The sequence below is a fragment of the Micromonospora sp. RHAY321 genome (genome assembly GCF_023896955.1).
Taxonomy (GTDB): Bacteria; Actinomycetota; Actinomycetes; order Mycobacteriales; family Micromonosporaceae; genus Micromonospora.
In genome coordinates this window covers 128,874-151,166 of sequence record NZ_JAMHIW010000016.1, presented here as the reverse complement: position 1 = coordinate 151,166, position 22,293 = coordinate 128,874, and the positions used below count along the sequence as shown (strand labels likewise).

The 22,293-nt window shown below is 73.2% G+C and carries 23 protein-coding genes and 1 riboswitch; of the genes, 2 read left to right on the top strand and 21 right to left on the bottom strand.

The window, feature by feature from the left end; genetic code table 11:
- The 16 genes from pheT to rpe all read right to left on the bottom strand — a co-directional run.
- The coding region (pheT, locus tag M8C17_RS26230; RefSeq protein WP_252419218.1) for a phenylalanine--tRNA ligase subunit beta at positions 1-2,561 on the bottom strand (2,561 nt) is incomplete at its 3' end.
- 40 nt (positions 2,562-2,601) lie between these two features.
- Positions 2,602-3,669 (bottom strand): phenylalanine--tRNA ligase subunit alpha, encoded by a 1,068-nt coding sequence (gene pheS, locus M8C17_RS26225; RefSeq protein WP_252419217.1) that lies wholly within the window; start codon positions 3,667-3,669, stop codon positions 2,602-2,604.
- A gap of 219 nt (positions 3,670-3,888) precedes the next feature.
- Positions 3,889-4,686 (bottom strand): RNA methyltransferase, encoded by a 798-nt coding sequence (locus tag M8C17_RS26220; RefSeq protein WP_256483339.1) that lies wholly within the window; start codon positions 4,684-4,686, stop codon positions 3,889-3,891.
- 83 nt (positions 4,687-4,769) lie between these two features.
- Positions 4,770-5,162 carry a 50S ribosomal protein L20 gene (rplT, locus tag M8C17_RS26215; RefSeq protein WP_030335718.1) on the bottom strand — a complete coding sequence of 131 codons (393 nt, stop codon included), beginning with the start codon at positions 5,160-5,162 and terminating at the stop codon, positions 4,770-4,772.
- 32 nt (positions 5,163-5,194) lie between these two features.
- Positions 5,195-5,389 carry a 50S ribosomal protein L35 gene (gene rpmI / locus M8C17_RS26210; RefSeq protein WP_007458415.1) on the bottom strand — a complete coding sequence of 65 codons (195 nt, stop codon included), beginning with the start codon at positions 5,387-5,389 and terminating at the stop codon, positions 5,195-5,197.
- 19 nt (positions 5,390-5,408) lie between these two features.
- A complete protein-coding gene (gene infC, locus M8C17_RS26205; RefSeq protein WP_252419215.1) occupies positions 5,409-6,056 on the bottom strand; it encodes a translation initiation factor IF-3 in 648 nt (215 codons plus the stop codon).
- A gap of 458 nt (positions 6,057-6,514) precedes the next feature.
- Positions 6,515-6,988, bottom strand: a complete 474-nt coding sequence (locus tag M8C17_RS26200; RefSeq protein WP_252419214.1) for a PH domain-containing protein — start codon at positions 6,986-6,988, stop codon at positions 6,515-6,517.
- Positions 6,989-7,088: 100 nt separating this feature from the next.
- Positions 7,089-7,934, bottom strand: coding sequence for an ATP phosphoribosyltransferase (gene hisG / locus M8C17_RS26195; protein ID WP_252419213.1), 846 nt, complete (start codon positions 7,932-7,934; stop codon positions 7,089-7,091).
- Positions 7,935-7,981: 47 nt separating this feature from the next.
- Complete coding sequence (locus tag M8C17_RS26190; RefSeq protein WP_256483367.1) at positions 7,982-8,263, bottom strand: phosphoribosyl-ATP diphosphatase; 282 nt, start codon at positions 8,261-8,263, stop codon at positions 7,982-7,984.
- A gap of 8 nt (positions 8,264-8,271) precedes the next feature.
- On the bottom strand, positions 8,272-8,769 hold the full coding sequence (gene ribH, locus M8C17_RS26185; RefSeq protein ID WP_252419212.1) for a 6,7-dimethyl-8-ribityllumazine synthase: 498 nt from the start codon (positions 8,767-8,769) through the stop codon (positions 8,272-8,274).
- 2 nt (positions 8,770-8,771) lie between these two features.
- On the bottom strand, positions 8,772-10,058 hold the full coding sequence (locus tag M8C17_RS26180) for a bifunctional 3,4-dihydroxy-2-butanone-4-phosphate synthase/GTP cyclohydrolase II (protein WP_256483336.1): 1,287 nt from the start codon (positions 10,056-10,058) through the stop codon (positions 8,772-8,774).
- A gap of 76 nt (positions 10,059-10,134) precedes the next feature.
- Positions 10,135-10,824 carry a nicotinamide riboside transporter PnuC gene (pnuC, locus tag M8C17_RS26175; protein ID WP_252419211.1) on the bottom strand — a complete coding sequence of 230 codons (690 nt, stop codon included), beginning with the start codon at positions 10,822-10,824 and terminating at the stop codon, positions 10,135-10,137.
- Complete coding sequence (locus M8C17_RS26170; RefSeq protein WP_252419210.1) at positions 10,824-11,477, bottom strand: riboflavin synthase; 654 nt, start codon at positions 11,475-11,477, stop codon at positions 10,824-10,826. Before M8C17_RS26170 ends, pnuC begins: the two co-directional genes overlap by 1 nt.
- 1 nt (position 11,478) lies before the next feature.
- The gene (gene ribD, locus M8C17_RS26165) at positions 11,479-12,540 is read right to left on the bottom strand and encodes a bifunctional diaminohydroxyphosphoribosylaminopyrimidine deaminase/5-amino-6-(5-phosphoribosylamino)uracil reductase RibD (RefSeq protein ID WP_252419209.1); all 1,062 of its coding nucleotides are present in this window, start codon (positions 12,538-12,540) and stop codon (positions 11,479-11,481) included.
- A 160-nt stretch (positions 12,541-12,700) separates the two neighbouring features.
- A riboswitch (FMN riboswitch) is annotated at positions 12,701-12,871 on the bottom strand.
- A gap of 78 nt (positions 12,872-12,949) precedes the next feature.
- On the bottom strand, positions 12,950-13,906 hold the full coding sequence (locus tag M8C17_RS26160; protein WP_252419208.1) for a response regulator: 957 nt from the start codon (positions 13,904-13,906) through the stop codon (positions 12,950-12,952).
- Position 13,907: 1 nt separating this feature from the next.
- A complete protein-coding gene (gene rpe / locus M8C17_RS26155) occupies positions 13,908-14,588 on the bottom strand; it encodes a ribulose-phosphate 3-epimerase (protein ID WP_252419207.1) in 681 nt (226 codons plus the stop codon).
- 254 nt (positions 14,589-14,842) lie between these two features.
- On the opposite strand from rpe, the gene M8C17_RS26150 reads away from it, so the two are divergent.
- Both M8C17_RS26150 and M8C17_RS26145 read left to right on the top strand, forming a co-directional pair.
- On the top strand, positions 14,843-15,733 hold the full coding sequence (locus M8C17_RS26150) for a septum formation family protein (protein ID WP_252419206.1): 891 nt from the start codon (positions 14,843-14,845) through the stop codon (positions 15,731-15,733).
- A gap of 85 nt (positions 15,734-15,818) precedes the next feature.
- Positions 15,819-16,709: a septum formation family protein gene (locus tag M8C17_RS26145; RefSeq protein ID WP_252419205.1), complete on the top strand. Its 891-nt coding sequence runs from the start codon at positions 15,819-15,821 to the stop codon at positions 16,707-16,709.
- Between the two features lie 81 nt (positions 16,710-16,790).
- On the opposite strand, the gene M8C17_RS26140 is transcribed toward M8C17_RS26145, so the two are convergent.
- The 5 genes from M8C17_RS26140 to M8C17_RS26120 all read right to left on the bottom strand — a co-directional run bounded on the left by M8C17_RS26140 (position 16,791) and on the right by M8C17_RS26120 (position 22,132).
- Positions 16,791-18,269, bottom strand: coding sequence for a transcription antitermination factor NusB (locus M8C17_RS26140; protein WP_256483366.1), 1,479 nt, complete (start codon positions 18,267-18,269; stop codon positions 16,791-16,793).
- Positions 18,224-19,150 carry a methionyl-tRNA formyltransferase gene (fmt, locus tag M8C17_RS26135; protein ID WP_252419203.1) on the bottom strand — a complete coding sequence of 309 codons (927 nt, stop codon included), beginning with the start codon at positions 19,148-19,150 and terminating at the stop codon, positions 18,224-18,226. Before fmt ends, M8C17_RS26140 begins: the two co-directional genes overlap by 46 nt.
- Before the next feature lie 5 nt (positions 19,151-19,155).
- Positions 19,156-19,713 carry a peptide deformylase gene (gene def / locus M8C17_RS26130; RefSeq protein WP_252419202.1) on the bottom strand — a complete coding sequence of 186 codons (558 nt, stop codon included), beginning with the start codon at positions 19,711-19,713 and terminating at the stop codon, positions 19,156-19,158.
- A 45-nt stretch (positions 19,714-19,758) separates the two neighbouring features.
- Entirely contained in the window at positions 19,759-21,027 is a 1,269-nt protein-coding gene (locus M8C17_RS26125; protein ID WP_252419201.1) for a cytochrome P450, read from the bottom strand.
- 121 nt (positions 21,028-21,148) lie between these two features.
- Entirely contained in the window at positions 21,149-22,132 is a 984-nt protein-coding gene (locus tag M8C17_RS26120; protein WP_252419200.1) for an AAA family ATPase, read from the bottom strand.
- Positions 22,133-22,293: the final 161 nt, after the last annotated feature.

Genomic DNA, 22,293 nt, shown 5'->3' with positions numbered 1-22,293 from the left:
GCCCCGACCCGTTCCGCCGCCACAGCGACCGCCGCGTCCCGGGCGGCCACCGCCTCCTCGACGGTCAGTGTCCGGTCCTGCGCCCGGAAGGTGAGCTTGTACGCCAACGATCGGCGACCCCCACCGAGCTGCTCACCGGAGTACACGTCGAACAGCCGCACGTCCTCCAGCAGCTCGCCGGCGCCCGCCTCCAGCGCCCGGCGCACCTGCTCCGCCGGCACCGAGTCGTCCACCACCAGGGCCACGTCGATCAGAGCCGGCGGGAAGCCGGAGACCGCCGGGGCGGGCGCCACCGGCGCGGACGGCACCGCGTCGAGGTTCAGCTCCATCGCACCGGCACGGCGGGGCAGCTCCAGCGCCGCCACCACCGCCGGGTGCAGCTCACCGGCGTGCCCGACGACCGTGCCGTCGACCAGCACCTCGGCGCAGCGGCCCGGGTGCCACGGCGCGTACTCGGCGGCGCGTACCTCGACCCGCTCGGCCGGAACGCCGGCGGCGTCCAGCACGTCGCGGGCCGCCTCGATCGCGTCCGCCCAGCCGGCCGGCCGACCCGGACCCCACCAACCGGCCGGGTCGAGGTCACCGGTCAGCACCACCGCGACGTGCACCGGCTGCGCCGGCACCACCGCGTCGGCGGCCGCGAACTCCGCGTCGGTGGGGCGCCGGTCCACGCCCATCGCCGGCGGGCTGCCCGCGCCCACGCGCGGGTGGAAGACCGCCCCGATCTCGTAGAGCGCGAGGTCGCGCAGGCCCCGGCCGAGGTTGCGCTTGAGGATGCCCAGCAGCGGGCCGAGCAGGGTCGTACGCAGCAGCGGCTCCTCCTCGGACAGCGGATTGGCCAGCCGCACCGCCTGCCGGCGCGGGTCGTCGGCCGGCAGGCCGAGCAGGTCGGCCAGCTCCGACGACACGAACGGGTGCGCGAGAACCTCCACGTACCCCCGTTCGGCCAACGACCGGGCGACGGTCCGGCGCCGGCGCTGACGGGAGGTCAGCCCACGGCCGGGCGGCGCGGTCGGCAGCACCGACGGCACCCGGTCGTACCCGTCGAGGCGAACCACCTCCTCGACCAGGTCGGCCGGGTCGGTCAGGTCGGGCCGCCAGGTCGGCGGGGTGACGCTGAGCGCCACCCCGGCGCCGCTGGCCATGCCCACCGAACCCGGGTCCTCGGCCAGCCGGTCCGCGCCCTGCGCGACCGTGCAGCCGACCCGCTCCAGCAGGGCGACCACCCGCGCCGGCGGGTACTCGACCCCGATCCGCCGGGTCGGGAGATCCGCCGGCAGGGTGATCGGGGTACGCGGCCGGACGTGGTCGAGGTCGAGGATCTCCTCACCCGCGGCCCCGCCGCCGTGTTCGGTGAGCAGCCGCACGGCCCGCTCCAGCGCGACCAGTGGCAGGGCCGGGTCGACGCCCCGCTCCCAGCGCTTCGCGGCCTCGCTGAACAGCTTGTGCCGGCGGGCGGTCCGCCCGACCATCGCCGGGTCCCAGTGGGCCGCCTCGAAGAGCACGTCGGTGGTGCCGGCGACGACCTCGCTGGTCTCACCGCCCATCACCGCGGCGAGCGAGATCGGCACGCCGGCGCCCTCTCCCGCGAGCGGGTTGGGGATCCCGGCATCGCAGATGACCATGTCGTCGGTGGCGAGCACCCGCTCGACCCCGTCCAGGGTGGTCAGCCTCTCCCCCGGCTCGGCCCGTCGGACCACCAGCTGCCCGACGATCCGGTCGGCGTCGAAGGCGTGCATCGGCTGGCCCAGCTCGAGCATCACGTAGTTGGTGATGTCGACCGGCAGCGAGATGCTGCGGATGCCGGCGGTGACGAGCCGCCGCTGCATCCACGACGGCGTGGGCGCGGTCGGGTCGACGCCACGGACCAGGCGGGCGGCGAACCGGTCACAGCCGACCGTGTCGCGCACCTCCACCGGGTACGCCGGCTCGGCCGTGCCGCCCGGCGCCGGCACCAGGGCCGGGTCGCGCAGCGGCACGTCGAACGCGTGCGACAACTCCCGGGCCAGGCCACGCAGGCTCAGGGCGTACCCCCGGTCCGGGGTGATGTCCAGCTCCAGCACCACGTCGTCGAGGCCGACCACCGGCCGCGCGTCGTCACCCGGCTTGGCCGCCACGTCGGGCGGCAGCACGATGATGCCCGAGTGGTCGTCGCCCAGGCCCAGCTCCTTCGCCGAGCAGATCATGCCGGCGGAGTTGTGCCCGTACGTCTTGCGGGCGCCGATGGCGAAGCCGCCGGGCAGCACACCGCCGGGCAGGATCACCACCACCCGGTCGCCGGGGGCGAAGTTGCGCGCTCCACACACGATCTCCTGCGGCTCGCCCGTGCCGTTGGCGTCACCCACGTCGACCCGGCAGAACCGGATCGGCTTCTTGAAGCCGGTGAGCTCCTCGATCTCGCGCACCTCGCCGACGACCAACTGGCCGGTGACGGACTCCCGCAGGTCCTGGACGGAGTCGACCTCGATGCCGAGGTCGACCAGCGCCTGCTCCAGGTCACCGGTGGGCAGGTCGGCGGGGAGGTCGACGTACTCCCGCAGCCAACTGACAGAAACTCGCATGACTTCAGACCACCGTTCCCGTGTCTCGTACCCGCATCGCCTACGCCCCGGTCCCGAGCGCGCGGCTGAACCGCACGTCGCCCTCGAAGAGATGGCGGATGTCGCCGACCCCGTGCCGGACCATCAGGGTCCGGTCGATGCCCATGCCGAAGGCGAATCCGGAGTAGACCTCCGGGTCCACGCCGCAGGCGCGCAGCACCCGCGGGTTGACCATCCCGCAGCCACCCCACTCGACCCACTGGGGGCCGTCGCGGTGCTCCGGGAACCAGACGTCGAACTCCGCCGACGGCTCGGTGAACGGGAAGTAGTGCGGCCGCCACCGGGTCTTCGCCTCCGGCCCGAAGATCGCCCGGGCGAAGTGGTCGAGGGTGCCGCGCAGGTGGGCCATCGTGATGCCCTTGTCCACGACGAGGCCCTCCGCCTGGTGGAAGACCGGGCTGTGCGTGGCGTCCACCTCGTCGGTGCGGTAGACGCGGCCCGGGCAGATCACGTAGATCGGCGGCTTGCGGCTGAGCATGGTGCGGGTCTGCACGTTCGACGTGTGCGTCCGCAGCACCAGACCGGAGCCCTCCGGTGCGATGTGGAACGTGTCCATCAGCCCGCGCGCCGGGTGGTCGGCGGGGATGTTCAACGCGTCGAAGTTGACCCACTCCAGGTCGACCTCGGGACCTTCGGCCACCTCGTAGCCCATCCCGATGAAGAGGTCGCTGATCGACTCCATCAGGGTGCTCAGCGGGTGCCGGGCACCGCGTGGACGCCGGTCGTACGGCAGGGTGACGTCCACCCGCTCCTCGACCAGCACCCGCTCGGCCTGCTCGCGCTCCAGCACCTCGGAACGGTCGGCGTAGGCGGTCTCGATCGTCCGGCGGGCCTCGTTGACCCGCTTGCCGGCGTCGGACTTGGCGGCCGGTGGCAGCGCGCCGATCTCCCGACGCGCCAACGAGACCGGAGACCGGTCACCGAGGTGGGCGGGGCGTAGCGCGGTCAGCGCGTCCGGGTCGGCGGCGGCCGTGAACGCCTTCGTGGCGTCGGCGACGGCCTCGGCCAGGGCGGCCGGGTCGAGCAGGGCGACCTGCTTCGGGTCGTACGGATCGTTGCGGTAGCTCATGGCGTACGGGCACTCCCTCACGGCGGCGCCAGCCCTCACCGGGGCGGCGAAGCGAGTCTACGGACGCGCGGCTGCGCCGCAGCCCGCCGGTAGGAGTTGCGCAGGGAGCAGGTCAGACCCGCCGCCCGCCGACACCGGCGGGCTGGCTAAACGAACGCCGTGGCGCGTTCATGGACGGACGGTCTCCCCTGCTGTCAGTCGCGCCGGAGGCGGTCACCCTCAGCGCTGCGCTCTCGCTGAAGCGTACAGGCAGACCGCGGCGGCGGCAGCCAGGTTCAGGCTCTCCGCGCGCCCGTACAGCGGCACCCGCACCCGGGCGTCGGCGGCGGCGGTCAGCTCCTCGGGCAGACCGTGCGCCTCGGAGCCGAACAGCCAGGCGGTGGGCCCGACGAGCCGACCGTAGTCGGTCAGGTCGTCCAGGTCGCTGTCGCCGTACCCCGTGGTGGCGAAGATCGACAGCCCTGCGGCGCGCAGCGCGTCGACCACCTCCACCGGGTCGGCGGCGCGGACCACGTCGACGTGGAACAGGCTGCCGGCGGAGGCCCGCACGCACTTGCCGTTGTACGGGTCGACGGCCTCGCCGGCGAAGACCACCGCGCCCGCTCCGGCGGCGTCGGCGGTACGTAGCACCGTTCCGGCGTTGCCGGGGTCACGGATCTCGGCGAGCACCGCCACCAGCCGGGGCGCACCCGCGAGGGCCTGCTCCAACGGCACGTCCAGGTGCCGGCAGACGGCGACCAGCCCCTGCGGGGCGACGGTCTCGGCCAGCGCGGCGAGCCCCTCGTCGGTCACCTCGGAGACCGGCACGTCGGCCCGGGCCGCGACAGCGGCCAGCTCCGGGTGACGGTCGAGGGCGGTGGGCGTACCGAACAGTTCGGTGACCACCCCGGGCCGGGCGAGGGCCTCGCGGACCGCCTGCGGCCCCTCGGCCAGGAAACGGCCGGTGGCCTCGCGGTCCCGGCGGCGCTGCAGGCGGCGGGCGGCGACAACCCTGGGTGTACGCGGGGTGAAGGCCATGGTTGGTGGTCCTCCGGCACGATCGAGGCGCCCCCCGGACGGCAGTGCCGACACGGGAGACGCCTCGCTCTTGTGCGCGGGGATCAGGCGGCCTGGGCCGCCGCGCCGCCGGTGCCCTCGGCCGCGACCGCGGCCCGGGCCAGCTCGACGATCGCCGCGAAGGCGGCGGCGTCGTTGACAGCCAGGTCGGCCAGGATCTTGCGGTCGACCTCGATGCCGGCCAGACGCAGGCCCTGGATCAGGCGGTTGTAGGTCATCCCGTTGGCCCGGGCGCCCGCGTTGATCCGCTGGATCCACAGCTGCCGGAAGTCGCCCTTGCGGTCACGACGGTCCCGGTAGGCGTACTGCATCGAGTGCAGCACCTGCTCCTTGGCCTTGCGGTACAGCCGGGAGCGCTGACCGCGGTAACCGCTCGCGGTCTCCAGCAGGGTACGACGCTTCTTCTGGGCGTTCACAGCCCGCTTGACGCGTGCCATCTCAACTCCTTATTACGTAAAGGTGGCGCGCGTCAGCGGCCGAGCAGCTTCTTGATGCGCTTGACGTCGGCCTTGGCCAGCACGACCGTGCCGGTCAGCCGGCGGGTCTGGGTGGAGGGCTTCTTCTCCAGGTTGTGGCGGAGGCCAGCCTGCTGGGCAACGATCTTGCCCTTGCCGGTGACCTTGACCCGCTTGCCCATACCCGTGTGGCTCTTCATCTTCGGCATGTGGAACGTCTCTCCCCTGTTACTCGCCGCTGGTGTCGGCGGCGGTGCCGGTGCTACCGGCTGCTGCGGTCTCGCCGGCCGCCGCGGTCTCATCGGCTTCCGGAGCGGACTCGTCCGCTGCCCGGTCCCGAGGTGCACCGCGGGACGCCGTAGCGGCGACCGCGGAGGCCTTGACGGCCCGATGCGGAGCGAGAACCATGATCATGTTTCGGCCGTCCTGCTTCGGAGCGGCCTCGACGTATCCCAGGTCCGTGATCTCGGATTCGAGCCGTCGCAGGAGCCGGTAACCCAACTCCGGGCGGCTCTGCTCGCGACCGCGGAACATGATCGTCACCTTGACCTTGTCGCCCGCCTTGAGGAACCGCACCACGTGACCCTTCTTGGTCTCGTAGTCGTGCGGGTCGATCTTCGGCCGGAGCTTCATTTCCTTGATGACGGTCTGCTGCTGGTTACGCCGCGCTTCGCGCGCCTTGAGTGCGCTCTCGTACTTGAACTTGCCGAAGTCCATGAGCTTGCACACCGGCGGGCGCGCCATCGGCGCAACCTCGACCAGGTCCAGATCGACGTCCGCGGCCAGCTGAAGGGCGCGCTCCAGTGGGACGATGCCCACCTGCTCACCCTCGGGGCCGACCAGTCGGACCTCACGTGCCCGGATCTGCTCGTTCACGCGTGGTTCGACGCTGATGGGGCCTCCTCGAGTCGTTTCTGCTTTCTTGCCGACCCCGCGGCTCCCGGGTGGGAACCGACCCGGAAAGCAGAAGGCCCCGGCGCATGCCAGGGCCCGCTCGACCGGTCGGCACGATCACAGGATCGCGCATCCGGCGCCGGGACGTGCCCGGAACCGGGGACCGGACCCGGCCACCGTGGCGGCGACTCGGGTGGGAGCAGGCGCTCCGCTTTCGTGGCTGTCTGCTCGCACGCGGAGACAGCCTGGTCGACTCGACAACACTACACCGCCGCCCCGGCCACCCCCAAACCGGGCACGGGTGCCCGCTGATCCGCGCACTTTCGGTGAAGGTGCTGTCTCACGGCGCTCGGAGGCAGCACCTTCGGCGATAGTGCCCGGATCTTGCTGAGGCTCAGGCGCGACGGGCGGGTGGAGCGGCCCGGTGCGGCGTGGTGCGGTCAGCGGCCGGTGGCGCGCTCGGCGAGGCGGGCCTGGTGCGCGTCGTGCAGCCGGCGCAGCGCGCGGACGCCCTCGACGGCCAGTTCCTTGTCGGCGGCCTGCAGCGCGACCATCGGCAACAGGTCGTCGTCGTGCAGTTCGAGGCTGGCCCACGGGGCGCCCCGGTCGAACCGGACTCCCCGCACGACCTCCCAGGGCAGCTCGTACGACCCGATGATGTTGCGCACCCGGACACCACGCGCGTCGGCCTCGACGCGGGGGCGGGTGAACAGCAGGAAACCCAGCGCACCGAAGATGCCCAGACCGATCATGGCGATCTGGTCGCCCCGCTGGAAGCTGCCGTAGCCGTCGCCGGTGGGACCGCTCAACGACGTGGCCACCAGAGCGAAGACCACCACCAGCGCGACCGCCGCGGACCAGCAGACCACCCGGATGCGGCGGGGCTTCAGGCGGACCAGCTCGGTTTCACTCACCCCACCAGTTTGCCACCCGCCCTCGCCCCGCACGCGCACCACCCGCCGCACCACCGCGCCGCACCGCCCGACGGACGCGGCGCCCGACGGACGGCAGCGGTCAGAGGCGGCAGGCGTGGATGTTGGTGACCAGGATGGCCCGGGCGCCGATCTCGTACAGCTCGTCCATGATCCGGTGCACGTCGTCGCGGAGCACCATGGCCTGCACCGCCACCCAACCCTCGCGGTGCAGCGGCGACACGGTGGGCGACTCGATGCCCGGCGTGAGCCCGCTGGCCCGGTCGAGCAGACCGGCCGGTACGTCGTAGGCGAGCATCACGTAGCGGCGGGCCACCAGCACACCGTGCAGGCGTCGCAGCAACTGCTCGGCCTGCGGGTGCGCCGGCGCGTCGGTGCGACGCACCAGCACCGCGGAGGACCGCAGCAGCGGCTCGCCGAAGACGACGAGGCCGGCCTGGCGCAGGGTGGCGCCGGTCTCCACCACGTCGGCGATGACGTCGGCGACGCCGAGGCGTACGGCGTTCTCGACCGCGCCGTCGAGGCGGATCACGTCGGCCTTCACGCCCACCTCGCCGAGGTGCCGCTCGACCAGGCCCGGGTACGCGGTGGCGATCCGGTGCCCGCCCAGGTCCTGCACGGAGGCGATGTCGTCGGGGCGGGCGGCGAAGCGGAAGGTGGCCCGCCCGAAGGCGAGGTCGACGACCTCCTCGGCCGGCGCGGCCGAGTCGATCAGCAGGTCCCGGCCGGTGATACCCAGGTCGAGGTCACCGGAGCCGACGTAGGTGGCGATGTCCTTGGGGCGCAGGTAGAAGAATTCGACGTCGTTGGCCTCGTCCCGGCAGATGAGATCCTTCGGGTCGGTGCGCTGGCGGTAGCCCGCCTCGCGCAGCATCTGGGCGGCCGGCTCGGCCAGGGTGCCCTTGTTGGGAATGGCGACACGCAGCATGACGGAGTGCTCCTTCGATCGCGGATCTGATCAACGGGTGGGGGCACTCACAGATGTCGGTAGACGTCCTTGAGCTCGAGACCGCTGGCGAGCATCAGCACCTGGACCTGGTAGAGCAGCTGGGAGATCTCCTCGGCGGTACGCTCCGGCCCCTCGTACTCGGCGGCCATCCACGACTCGGCCGCCTCTTCGACGACCTTCTTGCCGATGAAGTGCACCCCCTTGTCCAGGGCGGCGACGGTGCCGGAGCCCGGGGTGCCGGCGGCGGCCTTGGCCTGCAGCTCGGCGAACAACTCCTCGAACGTCTTCACGGAACCCGATTCTTCCAGTCCGTCGGTCAGCCGCCGAAGCCGACCCGCTGGCCGTTGTGCGCCAGCGTCCGGACGGCCAGCGCGGCGTCGAGGGCGGCGACGGTCGCCGACCAGCCCTTGTCCTCCGCGGAACCGGGCAGACCGGCCCGGTCGCGGGCCTGCTCGATGGTCTCCACGGTGAGCACACCGTGCGCCACCGGCTTGCCCTCGTCCAGGGCGACCCGGGTCAGCCCGTCGGTGACGGAGCGGCAGACGTAGTCGAAGTGCGCGGTGGCGCCTCGAACGACCACGCCGAGCGCCACCACCACGTCGCAGCGGCGCGCGAGGGCCTGGGCGACCACCGGCAGTTCCACCGAACCGGCGACCCGGGCGACCACGGCCCGCGCGCCGGACGCCTCGGCGGCGGCGACGGCCCGCTCCAGCATGTGGTCGGTCAGCTCACCATGCCACCGGGCGGCCACCACCCCGACGGTCATCCCGGTGGCGTCCACCGTCTGCACGCCCGGTTCCCCGAAACCCGCCATGTCTATGCTCCGATCTCGTCGCTGGCCACCGCACGCCCCGTCGGCGCCTCGGTCACCTCGTCCAACTCGTCCAGCAGGTGACCCATCCGGTCCCGCTTGGTGCGCAGGTAGCGCAGGTTCTCGGGGTGCGCGCCGGCGGGCAGCCCTTCCCGGCCGGTGATGGTCAGCCCGTAGCCCTCCAACCCGGCCCGCTTGGCCGGGTTGTTGGTGAGCAGTCGCATCGAGCGCACGCCCAGGTCGTACAGGATCTGCGCGCCGGTGCCGTAGTCGCGGGCGTCGGCGGGCAGGCCCAGGTCGAGGTTGGCGTCGACGGTGTCCCGGCCGAGGTCCTGCAACTGGTACGCCTGCAGCTTGTGCAGCAGCCCGATGCCGCGCCCCTCGTGCCCGCGGACGTAGAGCACGACGCCCCTGCCCTCCTGCGCGACCCGGGCCAGCGCGGCGTCCAGCTGCGGCCCGCAGTCGCAGCGCAGTGAGCCGAACACGTCCCCGGTGAGGCACTCGGAGTGCACCCGGACCAGCACGTCCTGGCCGTCACCGAGGTCGCCCAGCACCATGGCGACGTGTTCGGCCGGGTCGTGCTCGGCGCGGTAGCCGAGCGCCCGGAACACCCCGTGCCGGGTTGGCATCCGGGCGTCGGCGACCAGCTCGACCTGCTTCTCGGTGCGCCGACGGTGGGCGATCAGGTCGGCGATGGTGATCAGCGTGAGGCCGTGCTCGGCGCAGAACTTCTCCAGGTCGGGCACGCGCATCATGGTGCCGTCGTCGTTGACCAGCTCGCAGAGCACGCCCGCCGGGCGCAGCCCGGCGAGCCGGGTCAGGTCGATCGCCGCCTCGGTGTGCCCCGGACGGCGCAGCACCCCGCCCTCGCGGGCGCGCAGCGGCACGACGTGGCCGGGTCGGGCCAGGTCGGTGGGGTCGGTGGTCGGGTCGGCGAGCAGCCGGATGGTGTGCGCGCGGTCGGCCGCCGAGATGCCGGTGCTGATCCCTTCCCGGGCGTCCACGGTCACGGTGTACGCGGTGCCCCGCCGGTCCTGGTTGGTGTGGTGCATCGGCGGCAGGTCGAGCCGGTCGCACTCGCTCTCGGTCAACGGCACGCAGATGTAGCCGGACGTGTACCGCACGGTGAACGCCAGCAGTTCCGGTGTGGCCAGCTCGGCCGCGAAGATCAGGTCACCCTCGTTCTCCCGGTCGGCGTCGTCGACCACGACGACCGGCCGACCCGCCGCGATGTCCGCGACGGCCTGCTCGATGCTCGCGAAGCTGATGATTCGCTCGCTGCGCTTGCTCATGCCGGCACTCCACTTCGCTCCGTGCCGTCATGAGGCACCACTGCGCTGAACCTGATGATTCGCTCGCTGCGCTTGCTCATGCGACGGCCTCCGTGTAGGTGGGCGAGAGCGAGGCCGCCGGCCGGGTGGCGCGGGAGGTGCGCCACCAGGAGGCGAAGCCCCAGGCGCAGAAGGCGCCGTAGACCAGGTACATGGCCGCCGACGGGTAGAACCCGCCGCGCAGCAGCAGTGGCACGCCGACCGCGTCCACGGCGATCCAGACCAGCCAGAACTCCACCCAGCCGCGGGCCATGCCGTAGGTGGCCAGCAGGCTGCCGGTGAGGATCCAGGCGTCGGCAAGCGGGCCCCAGGAGCCCAGTGCGGCGAGCACCGGGTACGCCGCGGCGGTGCCGACGGCGGCGGCCAGCAGCATCGCCGCTCGTTCCCGCCCGGTGGCCCAGCGTGGAAGCACCGCGGCGTGCGAACCGTCGGCACGGCGGTTGCGCTGCCAGCGCCACCAGCCGTAGACGCTGACCGCGAAGAAGAACACCTGCCGGCCGGCCTGCCCGTACAGGTCGTGCTCCTGCGGGGTGGCGAACGCCCCGCCGAGGAACACGGTGAACAGCAGCACGTTGCCGATCATGCCGACGGGCCAGGCCCAGACCACCCGACGCAGCCCGAGCAGCGCGGAGACCAGCCCGAACGCGTTGCCGACGATCTCCCGGACCAGCACCGGCGAACCGGCGATGTGCACCTGGGCGTCCAGCAGCCAGCCGAGCGGGCCCATCAGGCCACCCCGCCTGTGCCTGTGGCCACCTCGGGCGTACCGGCGGTGGCGGTGTCGGCCAGCCGGGCGCCGAGCAGCCGCTCGACGTACTTGGCCAGCACGTCGACCTCCAGGTTGACCGGGTCGCCGACGTCCTTCGCGCCGAGGGTGGTCAGCTTGAGCGTAGTGGGGATCAGGCCGACGGCGAACTCGTCCGCGCCCACCTCGGCCACGGTCAGCGACACACCGTCGATGGTGATCGAGCCCTTCTCCACCACGTACCGGGAGAGGGCGGCGGGCAGCCGGAACCGGACGGTCTCCCACTGCTCGGCCGGCTCCCGGGAGATCAGCTCGCCGACCCCGTCCACGTGGCCCTGCACCAGGTGCCCGCCGAGGCGGCTGCCGAGCGCGGCGGCCCGCTCCAGGTTGACCGGGTCGCCGGGGCGCAGCGCGCCCAGCGCGGAGCGGCGCAGCGTCTCCCCCATCACGTCGGCGGTGAACACACCGTCCGCCGCCTCCACCACGGTCAGGCACACGCCGTTGACCGCGATGGAGTCGCCGTGCCGGGCGTCGGACGTGACCAGCGGGCCGCGTACGGCGACCAACGCCGAATCGCCCGCCGTCGACGTCACCGCGACGACCTCGCCCAGCTCCTCGACAATGCCGGTGAACATGTCAGCCCTCCCTCTTTCGGGGCAACGCGGTGATCCGGAGATCCGGACCGACCTGCGTAACGTCGACGTACTCCAGATCGATGGCCTCAGCGATGGTGGTCACGCCCGCGTCCATGAGGGCGGTCGGGCCGGCGCCCAGCAGCCGGGGCGCGACGTACCCGACGATCTTGTCGACCAGGCCGGCGGCCAGGAACGCGCCGGCCAGCCGGGGGCCTCCCTCCAGCAGCACCGCGCGGACCCCGCGCTGGTGCAGCGCCGCGAGCAGCGCCGGCAGGTCGACCCGGCCGTCCGGGCCGGCGCCCACCTCGGCGGCGGTCGCGATCCACGTCCGGGCGGCGCCGTCGCGGACCCGGGCGTCGGCCGGGGTACGCCCCGAGCTGTCCACCACGACCCGTAGCGGCTGCCGGATGGCCAGGCTGCCGTCGCGCAGGTTGCGGGCGGTCAGCCGGGGATCGTCGGCGAGCACGGTGCCGACCCCGGCGAGGACCGCGTCGACCGTGCCGCGCAGTGCGTGCACGTCGATCCGGGCGGCCTCCGAGGTGATCCACATGCTGGTGCCGTCCGCCGCCGCGGACCGGCCGTCCAGGGTCGCGGCGTACTTCCAGATCACGTACGGCCAGCCCCGGCGCATGGAGGTCAACCAGGCGACGTTGCCGGCCTCGGCCTCGTCGCCGCGTACCCCCAGGTCCACCCGGACCCCGGCGGCGCGCAGCGTGGCGGCGCCGCCGGTGGCGACCGGGTTGGGATCGGGTACGGCGATCACCACCCGGCCCACGCCGGCCTGGACCAGGGCGCTGCTGCAGGGACCGGTGCGACCGGTGTGGTCACAGGGCTCCAGAGTGACGACGGCGGTGCCGCCGCGGGCCCGCTCCCCGGCCTGTGCCAGCGCGACGATCTCCGCGTGTGGTCCGCCGGCGTAGGCGTGGAAGCCCTCACCGACGACCGTGCCGTCCGCGTCGAGCAGCACGCAGCCGACCACCGGGTTGGGACTGGTCGTGCCCAGCCCGCGCGCCGCCAGCTCGATCGCACGCCGCATCGCCTCATCGACGGAGACGCTGGCCATCGCCCTGCCCCTGCCCTCTCACTCGCCGTCCGCGCGCTGGCGGTCAGGGAGGCGGCATGGGGCCGCGGGCAGGCGGCGGCGGATTCCGGGAACGGCACAGCCGCCCCGGGGGGCCGGCACGGCACGCTGAAGCCAGCGGCCGGCTAGACCCGTCCGTCCCGCGCGCTGTCTCCCATCCGGACTGTCTGGGCGCGGACGAACCGCCCCCAACCGTCGGCCCCGGATTTTCACCAGGTCCACCGGACGGCAGAGCCGTCCGGGTCGCGGGCTGACCACGGTTGGACCGTGGATCACCGCCGGTTCGGAATTTCACCGAGTCCCGCCAGCGCGTGGTGGGTACACCGGCAGTCTTACACGCAAGTGGGGGTGCGTCGCCACCCACGCGAGCTACTTCACAGCGGTATCACGCTCACGTGACGCCGCGCCGCCGGTCCACCGCCACGTACGACCCCGGCTGGCTCTTGGCCACCGTCTTCATCTCGGAGGCCACCGCGATGGCCTCCAGGGGGTCGGTGAACCGCTTGCCGGCGTCGGAGAGGGAGACGCCGATGGAGAGGGTGACCAGGGCGGCCCGGCGGATGGTGCCGCGCCGGTCCTTCAGTTCGACGAAGCCACGCTCCCGGTCGGTCGGGTCGTAGAGCGTGTCGGCGGACTTCTCGAAGTCGACCACCGCCTTGGAGGTCAGCGGGCGGACCTGGTCGGGGGTGCAGACGATGACGAAGTCGTCGCCACCGACGTGGCCGAGGAAGGCCGGTGGCAGGCCCACCGCCACCACCGCCCGGTGCAGGCTGCGGGCCAACGCGGAGATGAAGTCGTCGCCACGGACGAAGCCGTACCGGTCGTTGACGCTCTTGAACCGGTCGATGTCGATGTAGCCGACCGCGTAGTCCACCCCGTGGCGGACGCGGTCGCTGATCTCCCGGCGGATCCGGCTGTTGCCGGGCAGGCCGGTCAGCGGGGAGACCTCCCGGAACTCCTTGTTGCGTCGCAGCGTCGACGAGACCCGGGCCACCAACTCGGCGGTGTCGAACGGCTTGACCAGGTAGTCGTCGGCGCCGGCGCTGAGCCCGTGCACCTTGTCCACGGTCATGCCCTTGGCCGTCAACATGATCACCGGGATGGCGGAGGTCATCGGGTCGGCGCGCAGCCGCCGGGTCAGCTCCAGCCCGTCGATCCGGGGCATCATCAGGTCGACCACGGCCAGGTCGGGCCGCTGCCGCTCGATGACCTCCAGAGCCTCCTGGCCGTCGCTCGCGTGGATCACCTCGAAGCCGTGCAGCCGCAGGTTGAACTCGACGAAACGGGCGATGTCCGCGTCGTCGTCGACGACGAGGATGATGTCCTTGCGATCGCCGTCGGGGTCCACCTCAGGCTCCGGGAGCCGCGCGTTCCGCCAGCGAGCGCAGGTGGCGTACCGCCTCCGCCGGGTCGGCGGCGCCGTAGACGGCGGTCCCGGCCACGAACGCGTCGGCGCCGGCGGCGGCCGCCTGCTCGATGGTGTCGGCGGCGATCCCGCCGTCGACCTCGATGCGCAGCTCCAGGTGCCCGGCGTCGACGTGCCGGCGGGCGGCGCGGACCTTGTCCAGCAGTTGCGGGATGAACCGCTGCCCACCGAAGCCGGCCTTGATCGTCATGATCAGCAGGGTGTCGAAGCTCGGCAGCAGGTCCAGGTACGGCTCGATCGGCGTGTCCCGGTCGATGGCCAGCCCGGCCTTCGCGCCCGCCGAGCGCAGGTCCTTGGCGAGCGCCACCGGGTCGTCGCACGCCTCGGCGTGGAACGTCACGTTGTACGCCCCGGCGTCGGCGTAACCGGGGGCCCACCGGCGCGGATCCTCGATCATCAGGTGCACGTCGAACGGCATCGCCGTCACGGCCCGCAGGCTCTGCACCACGGGCAGGCCGATGGTCAGGTTCGGCACGAAATGGTTGTCCATCACGTCCACGTGCAACCAGTCCGCGGCGTCCTCGACGGCACGGACCTCTTCGGCGAGGCGGGCGAAATCGGCGGCCAGAATGCTCGGCGCGACGATCGGCGGCGGTACGGTCACGGGGCCAGTGTACGAACGCGGCCACCCGCCGCCCGCATCGCGGCACCATCTCCGACGCGCTGTGACCCAGTGGTGACCAGTGGTGCAGAATGAGCCCGTCCGGACCGGCGAATCCGGACGAACAGTTATCAGCGGCTGGCCGATCGACGGAAACGCGACGACACTCCAACGGGGACGGTGCCGTAGGCTGCACGCCCGCCGGGGTCTCGCCGCTGGGCGCGGTGACCGGCCGCCAGCTCCCGGGAGGGCGGACGATGCGACGGTGGCTTCCAGCGCTGGCGCTGGCCGGCGTCACGACGATGCTGCTGGCCGGCTGCGGGCCGGCGCGGGGCGCGGACGGCGATCTCATCGACGACTGGCCGGCGCTGGCCGCCCCGAAGCCGTTCACCCCCGCCACCGACACCTGCCTGCCCCGGATCACCCCGGTCGTGCAGGCCAGCACGTACGAGACGGTGGACTGCGCGCGCAACCACGTGGCCGAGGCCATCCACGTCGGCGCCTTCACCGGCCCCGCCGCGCTGTCCGGCACCCGCCCCGAGCCGGGGTCACCGGCGCTGCGCACCGCCCGCGCCGAGTGCGACCAGCGGGCCCGGGAGGTGCTCGGCGGCGACTGGCACACGGCACGGCTCACCCTGTCGGTCGCACTGCCCACCGTCCCGGCCTGGGCCGGCGGTGCACGCTGGTTCCGCTGCGACCTCAGTGAGACCGGCAGCATCGACAACACCCGACCGGTGAACCGCACCGGCAGTCTGCGCGGCGCGCTGATCGGCGACACCCCCCTTACCCACCGCTGCTTCGACCCCAAGCTGATCGGCGACAACCTCAACTACATGGCGCCGGTGCTCTGCACCGAGCCGCACCGCGCCGAGTTCGTCGGCGTCTACGTGGAACGGGACGTGACCTGGGCGGAGTTCACCCGCTCCGCCGAGCAGGCACACAAGCGCTGCATGGCGTTGATCGCCGCGTACGCCGCGGTGCCGAACAACAGCGACCTGCCGTACCGGGCCGGGTCCATCTACTACCCACCGTCGCAGCGGGAGTGGGAGGAGGGTGACCGCGGGGTGCGGTGTTTCCTGTGGAGCGACGACCGCAAACTCACCCGTTCGATGCGCGGCGCCGGCCCGGCGGGACTACCAGCGATCTGAGCACCGGTGCCGTATGCTGCTGCGCCGTGGCGCTACCGACCGGCTGGGGGCCGGCCGGAGACCACCAGCGGCGGGAGGTCGGGGGATGCGACGGTGGTTGGCGGCGGTCGCCGTGGGCGCGGCGGTGACCATGGCGCTGGCCGGGTGCGGCGCACCCGCCGGAGTTGACCGGGACCTCGTCGACGACTGGCCGGCGCCCGTCGCGGCGCAGCAGTTCGTTCCCGCCGCCGGTGTCTGCCACCACTCCTCCCAGCAGGTCGGCTTCCTGAGCGGCTACAACCCGACGGCGTGCACCGAAGCGCACCGGGTGGAGACCGTGCACGTCGGCACGCTCACCGGCCCGGGTGCCGAGCGCAACACTCCCCCGCCGCCCGGCTCCGTGGGCATGCGGGCCGCACAGGCCGGCTGTGACAAGGAGGTCAGCAAGGCGGTGGGTGCCGACTGGCGCTCCGGACGGGTCGGTCTGACCGTCGTGCTGCCGTCCGCGCCCGCCTGGGCCGCTGGCGCCCGCTGGTACCGCTGCGACGTCACCGAGCTGACCAGCATCGACGACACCTCCGTCGACCTGCGCACCGGCAGCATCCGCGGGGCGTTGACCGGAGCGGCGCCGCTGGCGTACCGCTGCTTCAACCCCAAGCTGGTCAAGGACGACATCGACGAGATGGTCGCGGTGCCCTGCACGGCCAAGCACCACGCCGAGTTCGTCGGAGTCTGGCAGGCCCCGGACATCAGCTACGCGGAGTTCACCCGCACCAGCAAGCGGACCCACCAGGCCTGCCAGACGATGATCGCGAAGTACGCCAAGGTGCCGGACAACGCCCAGCTCGACTTCCGCGCCGGGACGATCTACTACCAGCCGTACGAGCAGGAGTGGAAGAACGGCAACCGCGGTGTGCAGTGCTTCCTCTGGATCAGCGACCGGAACCTGACCCGCTCGATGAAGGGCGCCGGCACCAAGGGCCTCCCGGTCACCTGACCGGCGGGCCACCCCGCACCCGGCCGGTGAGGCCGGGTGCGGTGCGCGTCGCCGGGCGACTCGACCCCGACGCGGAACGACTCAGCCCCGGCGCAGGACGGCGAGGAACATCGCGTCGGTGCCGTGCCGGTGCGGCCACAGCTGCACGGTCGGCCCGTCACCCAGACCCGGCATACCGGCCGGCAGCAGCGGCCGGGCGTCGACGAAGTCCACCGGCACCCCGCTACGGCGCGCCGCCTCGGTCACCGTCACGTGCGTCTCCACCGTGTGCGGCGAGCAGGTGACGTAGGCGACCAGGCCACCCGGGCGGACGGCACGCAGGGCCGCGCCGAGCAGCTCCCGCTGCAGCCGGGTCAGCGGCGGCAGGTCGGAGGGCTGACGGCGCCACCGCGACTCGGGCCGGCGGCGCAGTGACCCCAGCCCGGTGCACGGCGCGTCCACCAGCACCCGGTCGAAGTGCTGCTCCGGCAGCTTCGGGTCCCCGCCGACCTCACGACCGTCCATGGCCAGCACGGTCACCGGCAGGCCCCGGGTCGCCTGGGAGACCAGCCGGGCGCGGTGCTCGGCCACCTCCACCGCGGTCACCCGGGCACCCCGCTGCGCGGCCAGCGCGCCGAGCAGGCCGGCCTTGCCGCCGGGGCCGGCGCACAGATCCAGCCAGCGCCCGTCCGGGCCGTCCAGCGGCGCGTCGGCGAGGGCGCTGGCCACCAGTTGGGAGCCCTCGTCCTGGACGTGAGCCCGGCCGTCGACCACGGCCGGCACGTCACCCGGCGCGCCCCCGGGCAGGTAGACGGCGTACGGGGAGAAGGCGCCGGGCGCGCCGCCGACCTGGTCGGCCAACTCGACCGGGTCGATCAGGCCGGGCCGGGCGCACAGGTGCACCGGAGGGCGCTCGTTGTCCTCGATCAGCAGCCGGGTCGTCTCGCCCAGGTCACCGCCGAGCGCCTCGGAGAAGGCCCGCACGATCCACTGCGGGTGGCTGTACGCCAGCGACAGGTGCCCGATCGGGTCGGTCTCCATCGGCGGGGCGAGCTTCGCCACCCAGCCGTCGGCGTCGAGGGTGGACACCTCGCGCAGCACCGCGTTGGCGAAGCCGGTGGCGCCGGGCGCGACGGCGCGGACCAGGTCCACGGTCGACGAGACGGCAGCGTGTGCCGGCACCCGGGTGTGCAGCAGCTGGTACGCCCCGAGCCGCAGCGCGTCCCGCACCGGCGGGTCGATCCGGGCCACGTCCCGGCCGGCCGCGTCGGTGAGGATCGCGTCCAGGGTGCCCAGAAGGCGCAGGGTGCCGTAGGTCAGCTCGGTGGCGAAAGCCGCGTCCCGGCCGTACAGCCCCTCCTCGCGCAGGATGGTGGGCAGCACCAGGTTGGCGAACGCGTCGTCGCGGTGCACCGCGGCGACCGCCTCGTACGCCGCCCGCCGCGGCCGGTCCACCGGCGGCCGGACCGGTCGGCGGTCACCGCCGCGACCGGTCGACGGGCCACCGCGCGTCGGGCGCGTGCCCTCGGGGGCCGTCACGCGAAGTCCTCGCCGGTGCTGACCCGGACGCCGCGCGCCCAGTCGGTCGCCGGCATGGCCCGCTTGCCCGCGGCCCGGACCTCGCCCAGCCGCACCGGCACGGTGGACGTGCCGGCCAGCACCCGGGCCTTCTCCACCAGCAGCTCCCCCGGCTTCAGGTCGGGGCCGTCGGCCGCCGCCACGACGGGACCGAGCTTCACCCGCTCGCCCCGGAAGGTCGTCCACGCGCCCGGCGCCGGAGTGCAGGCCCGGATCCGCCGGTCGACCGCGAAGGCCGGGTCGGTCCAGCGCACCCGCGCGTCGTCCACGGTCAGCTTCGGTGCCAGCGACACGCCGTCGGCCGGCTGCGGCTCGGCCCGGGCCGTGCCGTCGGCGATCGCGTCGAGCACCGCCACGAGCAGCCCTGCGCCGGACCCGGCGAGTCGCTCCAGCAGGTCGCCGGAGGTGTCACCGGCGCGGATCTCGTCGGTGAGGGTGCCGAAGACGGGGCCGGTGTCGAGGCCCTGCTCCAGCTGGAAGACGCTGGCCCCGGTCAGCTCGTCACCGTGCAGCACCGCGTGCTGCACGGGTGCGGCGCCACGCCAGGCGGGCAACAGCGAGAAGTGCAGGTTGATCCAGCCGTACCGGGGGATCTCCAGCGCGGCCGGCGGCACCAGCGCGCCGTAGGCGACCACCGGCACGCAGTCCGGCGACAGCTCGCGCAGCCGGTCGAGGAACTCCGGGTCACGGGGGCGGGCCGGGGTGAGCACCTCAACGCCGTGCTCGTCGGCCCACTCGCCGACCGGGGAGCGGGACAGGCCACGGCCGCGCCCGGCGGGAGCGTCGGGCCGGGTGACCACGGCGACCAGCTCGTGCCGGGAGGCGGCGACAGCGGCAAGGGCGGGGACGGCGACGGCCGGCGTACCGGCGAAGACCACACGCATCGGGGTCACCGGCCCAGACCGAACGGGTCCGTGATGTGCGGGCTGAGCTTGACCACCGGCGGAGCCGCCGCGTCGTACCACTCGGCCTGGCGGATCGCCTTCATCGCTTCCTTGCGCCCCTCCGGATCAAGCCGGTCGAGGAAGAGCACGCCGTCGAGGTGGTCGGTCTCGTGCTGCACGCAGCGCGCCATCAGACCGGTGCCGACGATCTGCACCGGGTCGCCGAACGAGCTGAAGCCCTTGGCGACGACGTTCTGCCGGCGCTTGGTGTCGAAGTAGAGCCCGGGGATGGACAGGCAGCCCTCGGGGCCGTCCTGCTCCTCCTCGTCGGGAAATTCGAGCACCGGGTTGATCAGGTGCCCGAGCACGTCGTCGACGTCGAAGGTGAACACCCGCAGGCTCACACCGAGCTGCGGGGCGGCCAGGCCGGCGCCGTTCTGCTCACGCATCGTGTCGGTCAGATCGGCGACGAGCCTACGCAGCTCGGCGTCGAAGTCGACCACCGGATCGGCCGGCGTACGCAGCACCGGATCCCCAAACAGACGGATGGGCTGAACGGTCACGCGGGAGGGCTCCTTCATGGGTGGGACGAGCGGTGCCGTACCAGTCTACGGAGTCCCCGGGTGGGCACCGGCCGGCGCACCTCGATCGGCGACGGCCGGTGTGCCCAGCGTCACCGGCAGGCTCTCGTAGCCGCGCAGGGTCAGCCGGGTCCGGTGCCGGGGCGCCCCGGCCAGGGCAAGCCCGGGCAGCCGGCGCAGCAGCATGGGGAAGGCGAGCTGCGCCTCCAGCCGGGCCAGCCCGGCGCCGAGGCAGTAGTGCGGGCCGGCGCCGAAGGACAGCGGGTGCGCCTGGTCGCGGGTCGGGTCGAAGCGCTGCGGTTCGGGGTAGCGGCGCGGGTCCCGGTTGGCGGCGCCGAGCAGCAGCAGCGTCGTGCTGCCGGCCGGCAGGTCGAGCCCGCCGCAGCGCACCGGCGCGGTGCTGGTCCGGGTGGTCAGCTGCACCGGGGAGTCGTAGCGCAGCAGCTCCTCGACGTACGCCGGGGCGAGCCCCGAATCGGCGCGCAGCGCGGCGGCGGCCTCGGGGTGCTCCAGCAGCACCACCAGCCCGTTGCCGAGCAGGTTGGTGGTGGTCTCGAAGCCGGCGACGAGCAGCACCACCAGGTTGGCCAGCAGCTCGTCGCCGGTGAGCCGTTCACCGTCGGTGTCGTGCACCTGGACCAGCGCCGTGGTGAGGTCGTCGGCCGGCGTACGGCGGCGCGCGGCGACCAGCTCGGCGAAGTACGCGCGCAGCTCGGCGGCGCCGGCGTCGGCGACGGCCAGCTCCTCGGCGGTGATCTCCGGCTCCAGCACGCCGGTCAGGTCGCCGGCCCAGCGGCGGAACAGCGGCCGGTCGGCCGCCGGTACGCCGAGCAGCGCGCAGATCACCGCCACCGGCAGCGGGTACGCGAAGTCGGCCAGCACGTCGACCGGTGCGCCGTCCCGGTCCCGGTCCCGCATCGCGTCGAGCAGCTCCTCGGCCTGGGCGCGCACCACGTCCCGCATGCCGGCTATCCGGCGCGGGGTGAACGCGCCGGCGGCGAGCCGGCGCATCCGGCTGTGGTCGGGCGGGTTGGTCCGCAGCATGGACCGGGCGATCGACGACACCGCCGGGCTCTCCCGCCAGTTCGGCCAGACCTGGTCGCGCAGCGCGTCGTCCAGCACCCCGAGCCGGGGGTCGCGGAGCAGCTCGTCGGCCTCCGGGTAGCCGGTCACCACGTACAGGCCCGGCAGCGCCTCCACCACCGGTCCGTGCGCGCGCAGCCGCTCGTACGTCGAGTACGGGTCGATCCGCCCCTGCGGCGACATGAGCAGTGTGAGCGCCTCGGCAGCGTCCATGGCCGGCCTCCCCCGTCGATGCGTCGGAGGCTCCATCATCCTCACGACGTCGACGCCCGGCATCCCCGTGGACGGGGAGACGACGCGCGACCCACCCGCTGGGGGCGGCTCGGGCGGCGGGTCAGGCGCTGGCGCCCGGGTCCCCGGCGAGGACCGCGTCGCCGCCGAGCAGCGCGGGTTCCGGCAGCGGCAGCTGGATCTTGTGGGCCGCCTCCCAGTCGTAGACCAGGCCGGGGCGCACCTGCGCGGCGAAGTAGTCGATCGCGCTCGTCCCGCCCACCACCGGCTCGTCGACCTCGGCGACGAGCTGGGCGGGCACCAGGGAGAAGCCGTTCTGCAGGGCGGCGCTGAGCCGGCGGTGACCGTCGACGACGAAGAAGTACTCGCCGGTGAACCCGATCTTCAGGGGCTCCAGGCCCTCGTCGCCGGCCTCGGCCACGTCGCCGACGAACTCGGTGTCCCACAGCCCGCGCAGGGTGGCGATGTCCTCGGTCGGGTAGACCCGGGCCGGGTCCAGCAGCAGCAGCGGCGGGCCGTCGCGCAGCACCTCGGCGCCGAGCGTCCCCTCGTACGCGCCGATGATGTGCTCGACCACCTCGGCGGCGGAGGCGCGGGTGGTGTCACAGATCAGGTCGTAGTTGCGCAGCCGGGCCTTGTCGACCCCGTACCGCACGATGAAGCGGCTGCGCTCGCTCTCGCTGCGCTCGCGCAGCTTGGCCTTGGCCTCCTCCAGCGAGGCGTAGCTCTCCGCCGGCCCGGAGGGGCGCGCCAGCACGCGGCGGGCCGCCTCACCCGGCTCGGTGATCATGTGCACCTTGAGCGCGTCGGTGAAGAAGTGCCAGGCCAGCCGGGAGTCCATGACGAGGCGCTCGCCGGAGGCGGCGATGTCCCGCTGAAGCTGGTCGACGTAGCCGTCGACGGCCTGGTCCAGCTCGGCGTGCAGGTTGAGCTGCAGGGCGGTCATCTGCCGCTGCTGCGCCATCTCCCGGTAGAGGTCACCCACACTGACCCGGCGCATTCCGAGACGCTTGGCGATCTCGACCGACACGGTGCTCTTGCCGCTGCCGAGGTCGCCGTTGAAGACGATCGATTGTCCAACGGTCACGACTGGTCCACCCCTGATCACCGGCTCACTGACATCATCGACATCGCGTCCGACCGACGCATTCCCGCCATCCTGCGACGGCTCCAGCTCGGCGCGTCTGACGCCCCCACCTCGACCTGGAGCCGTCGTACGCCTGGGCATGACGGGCGATGCTACCACCC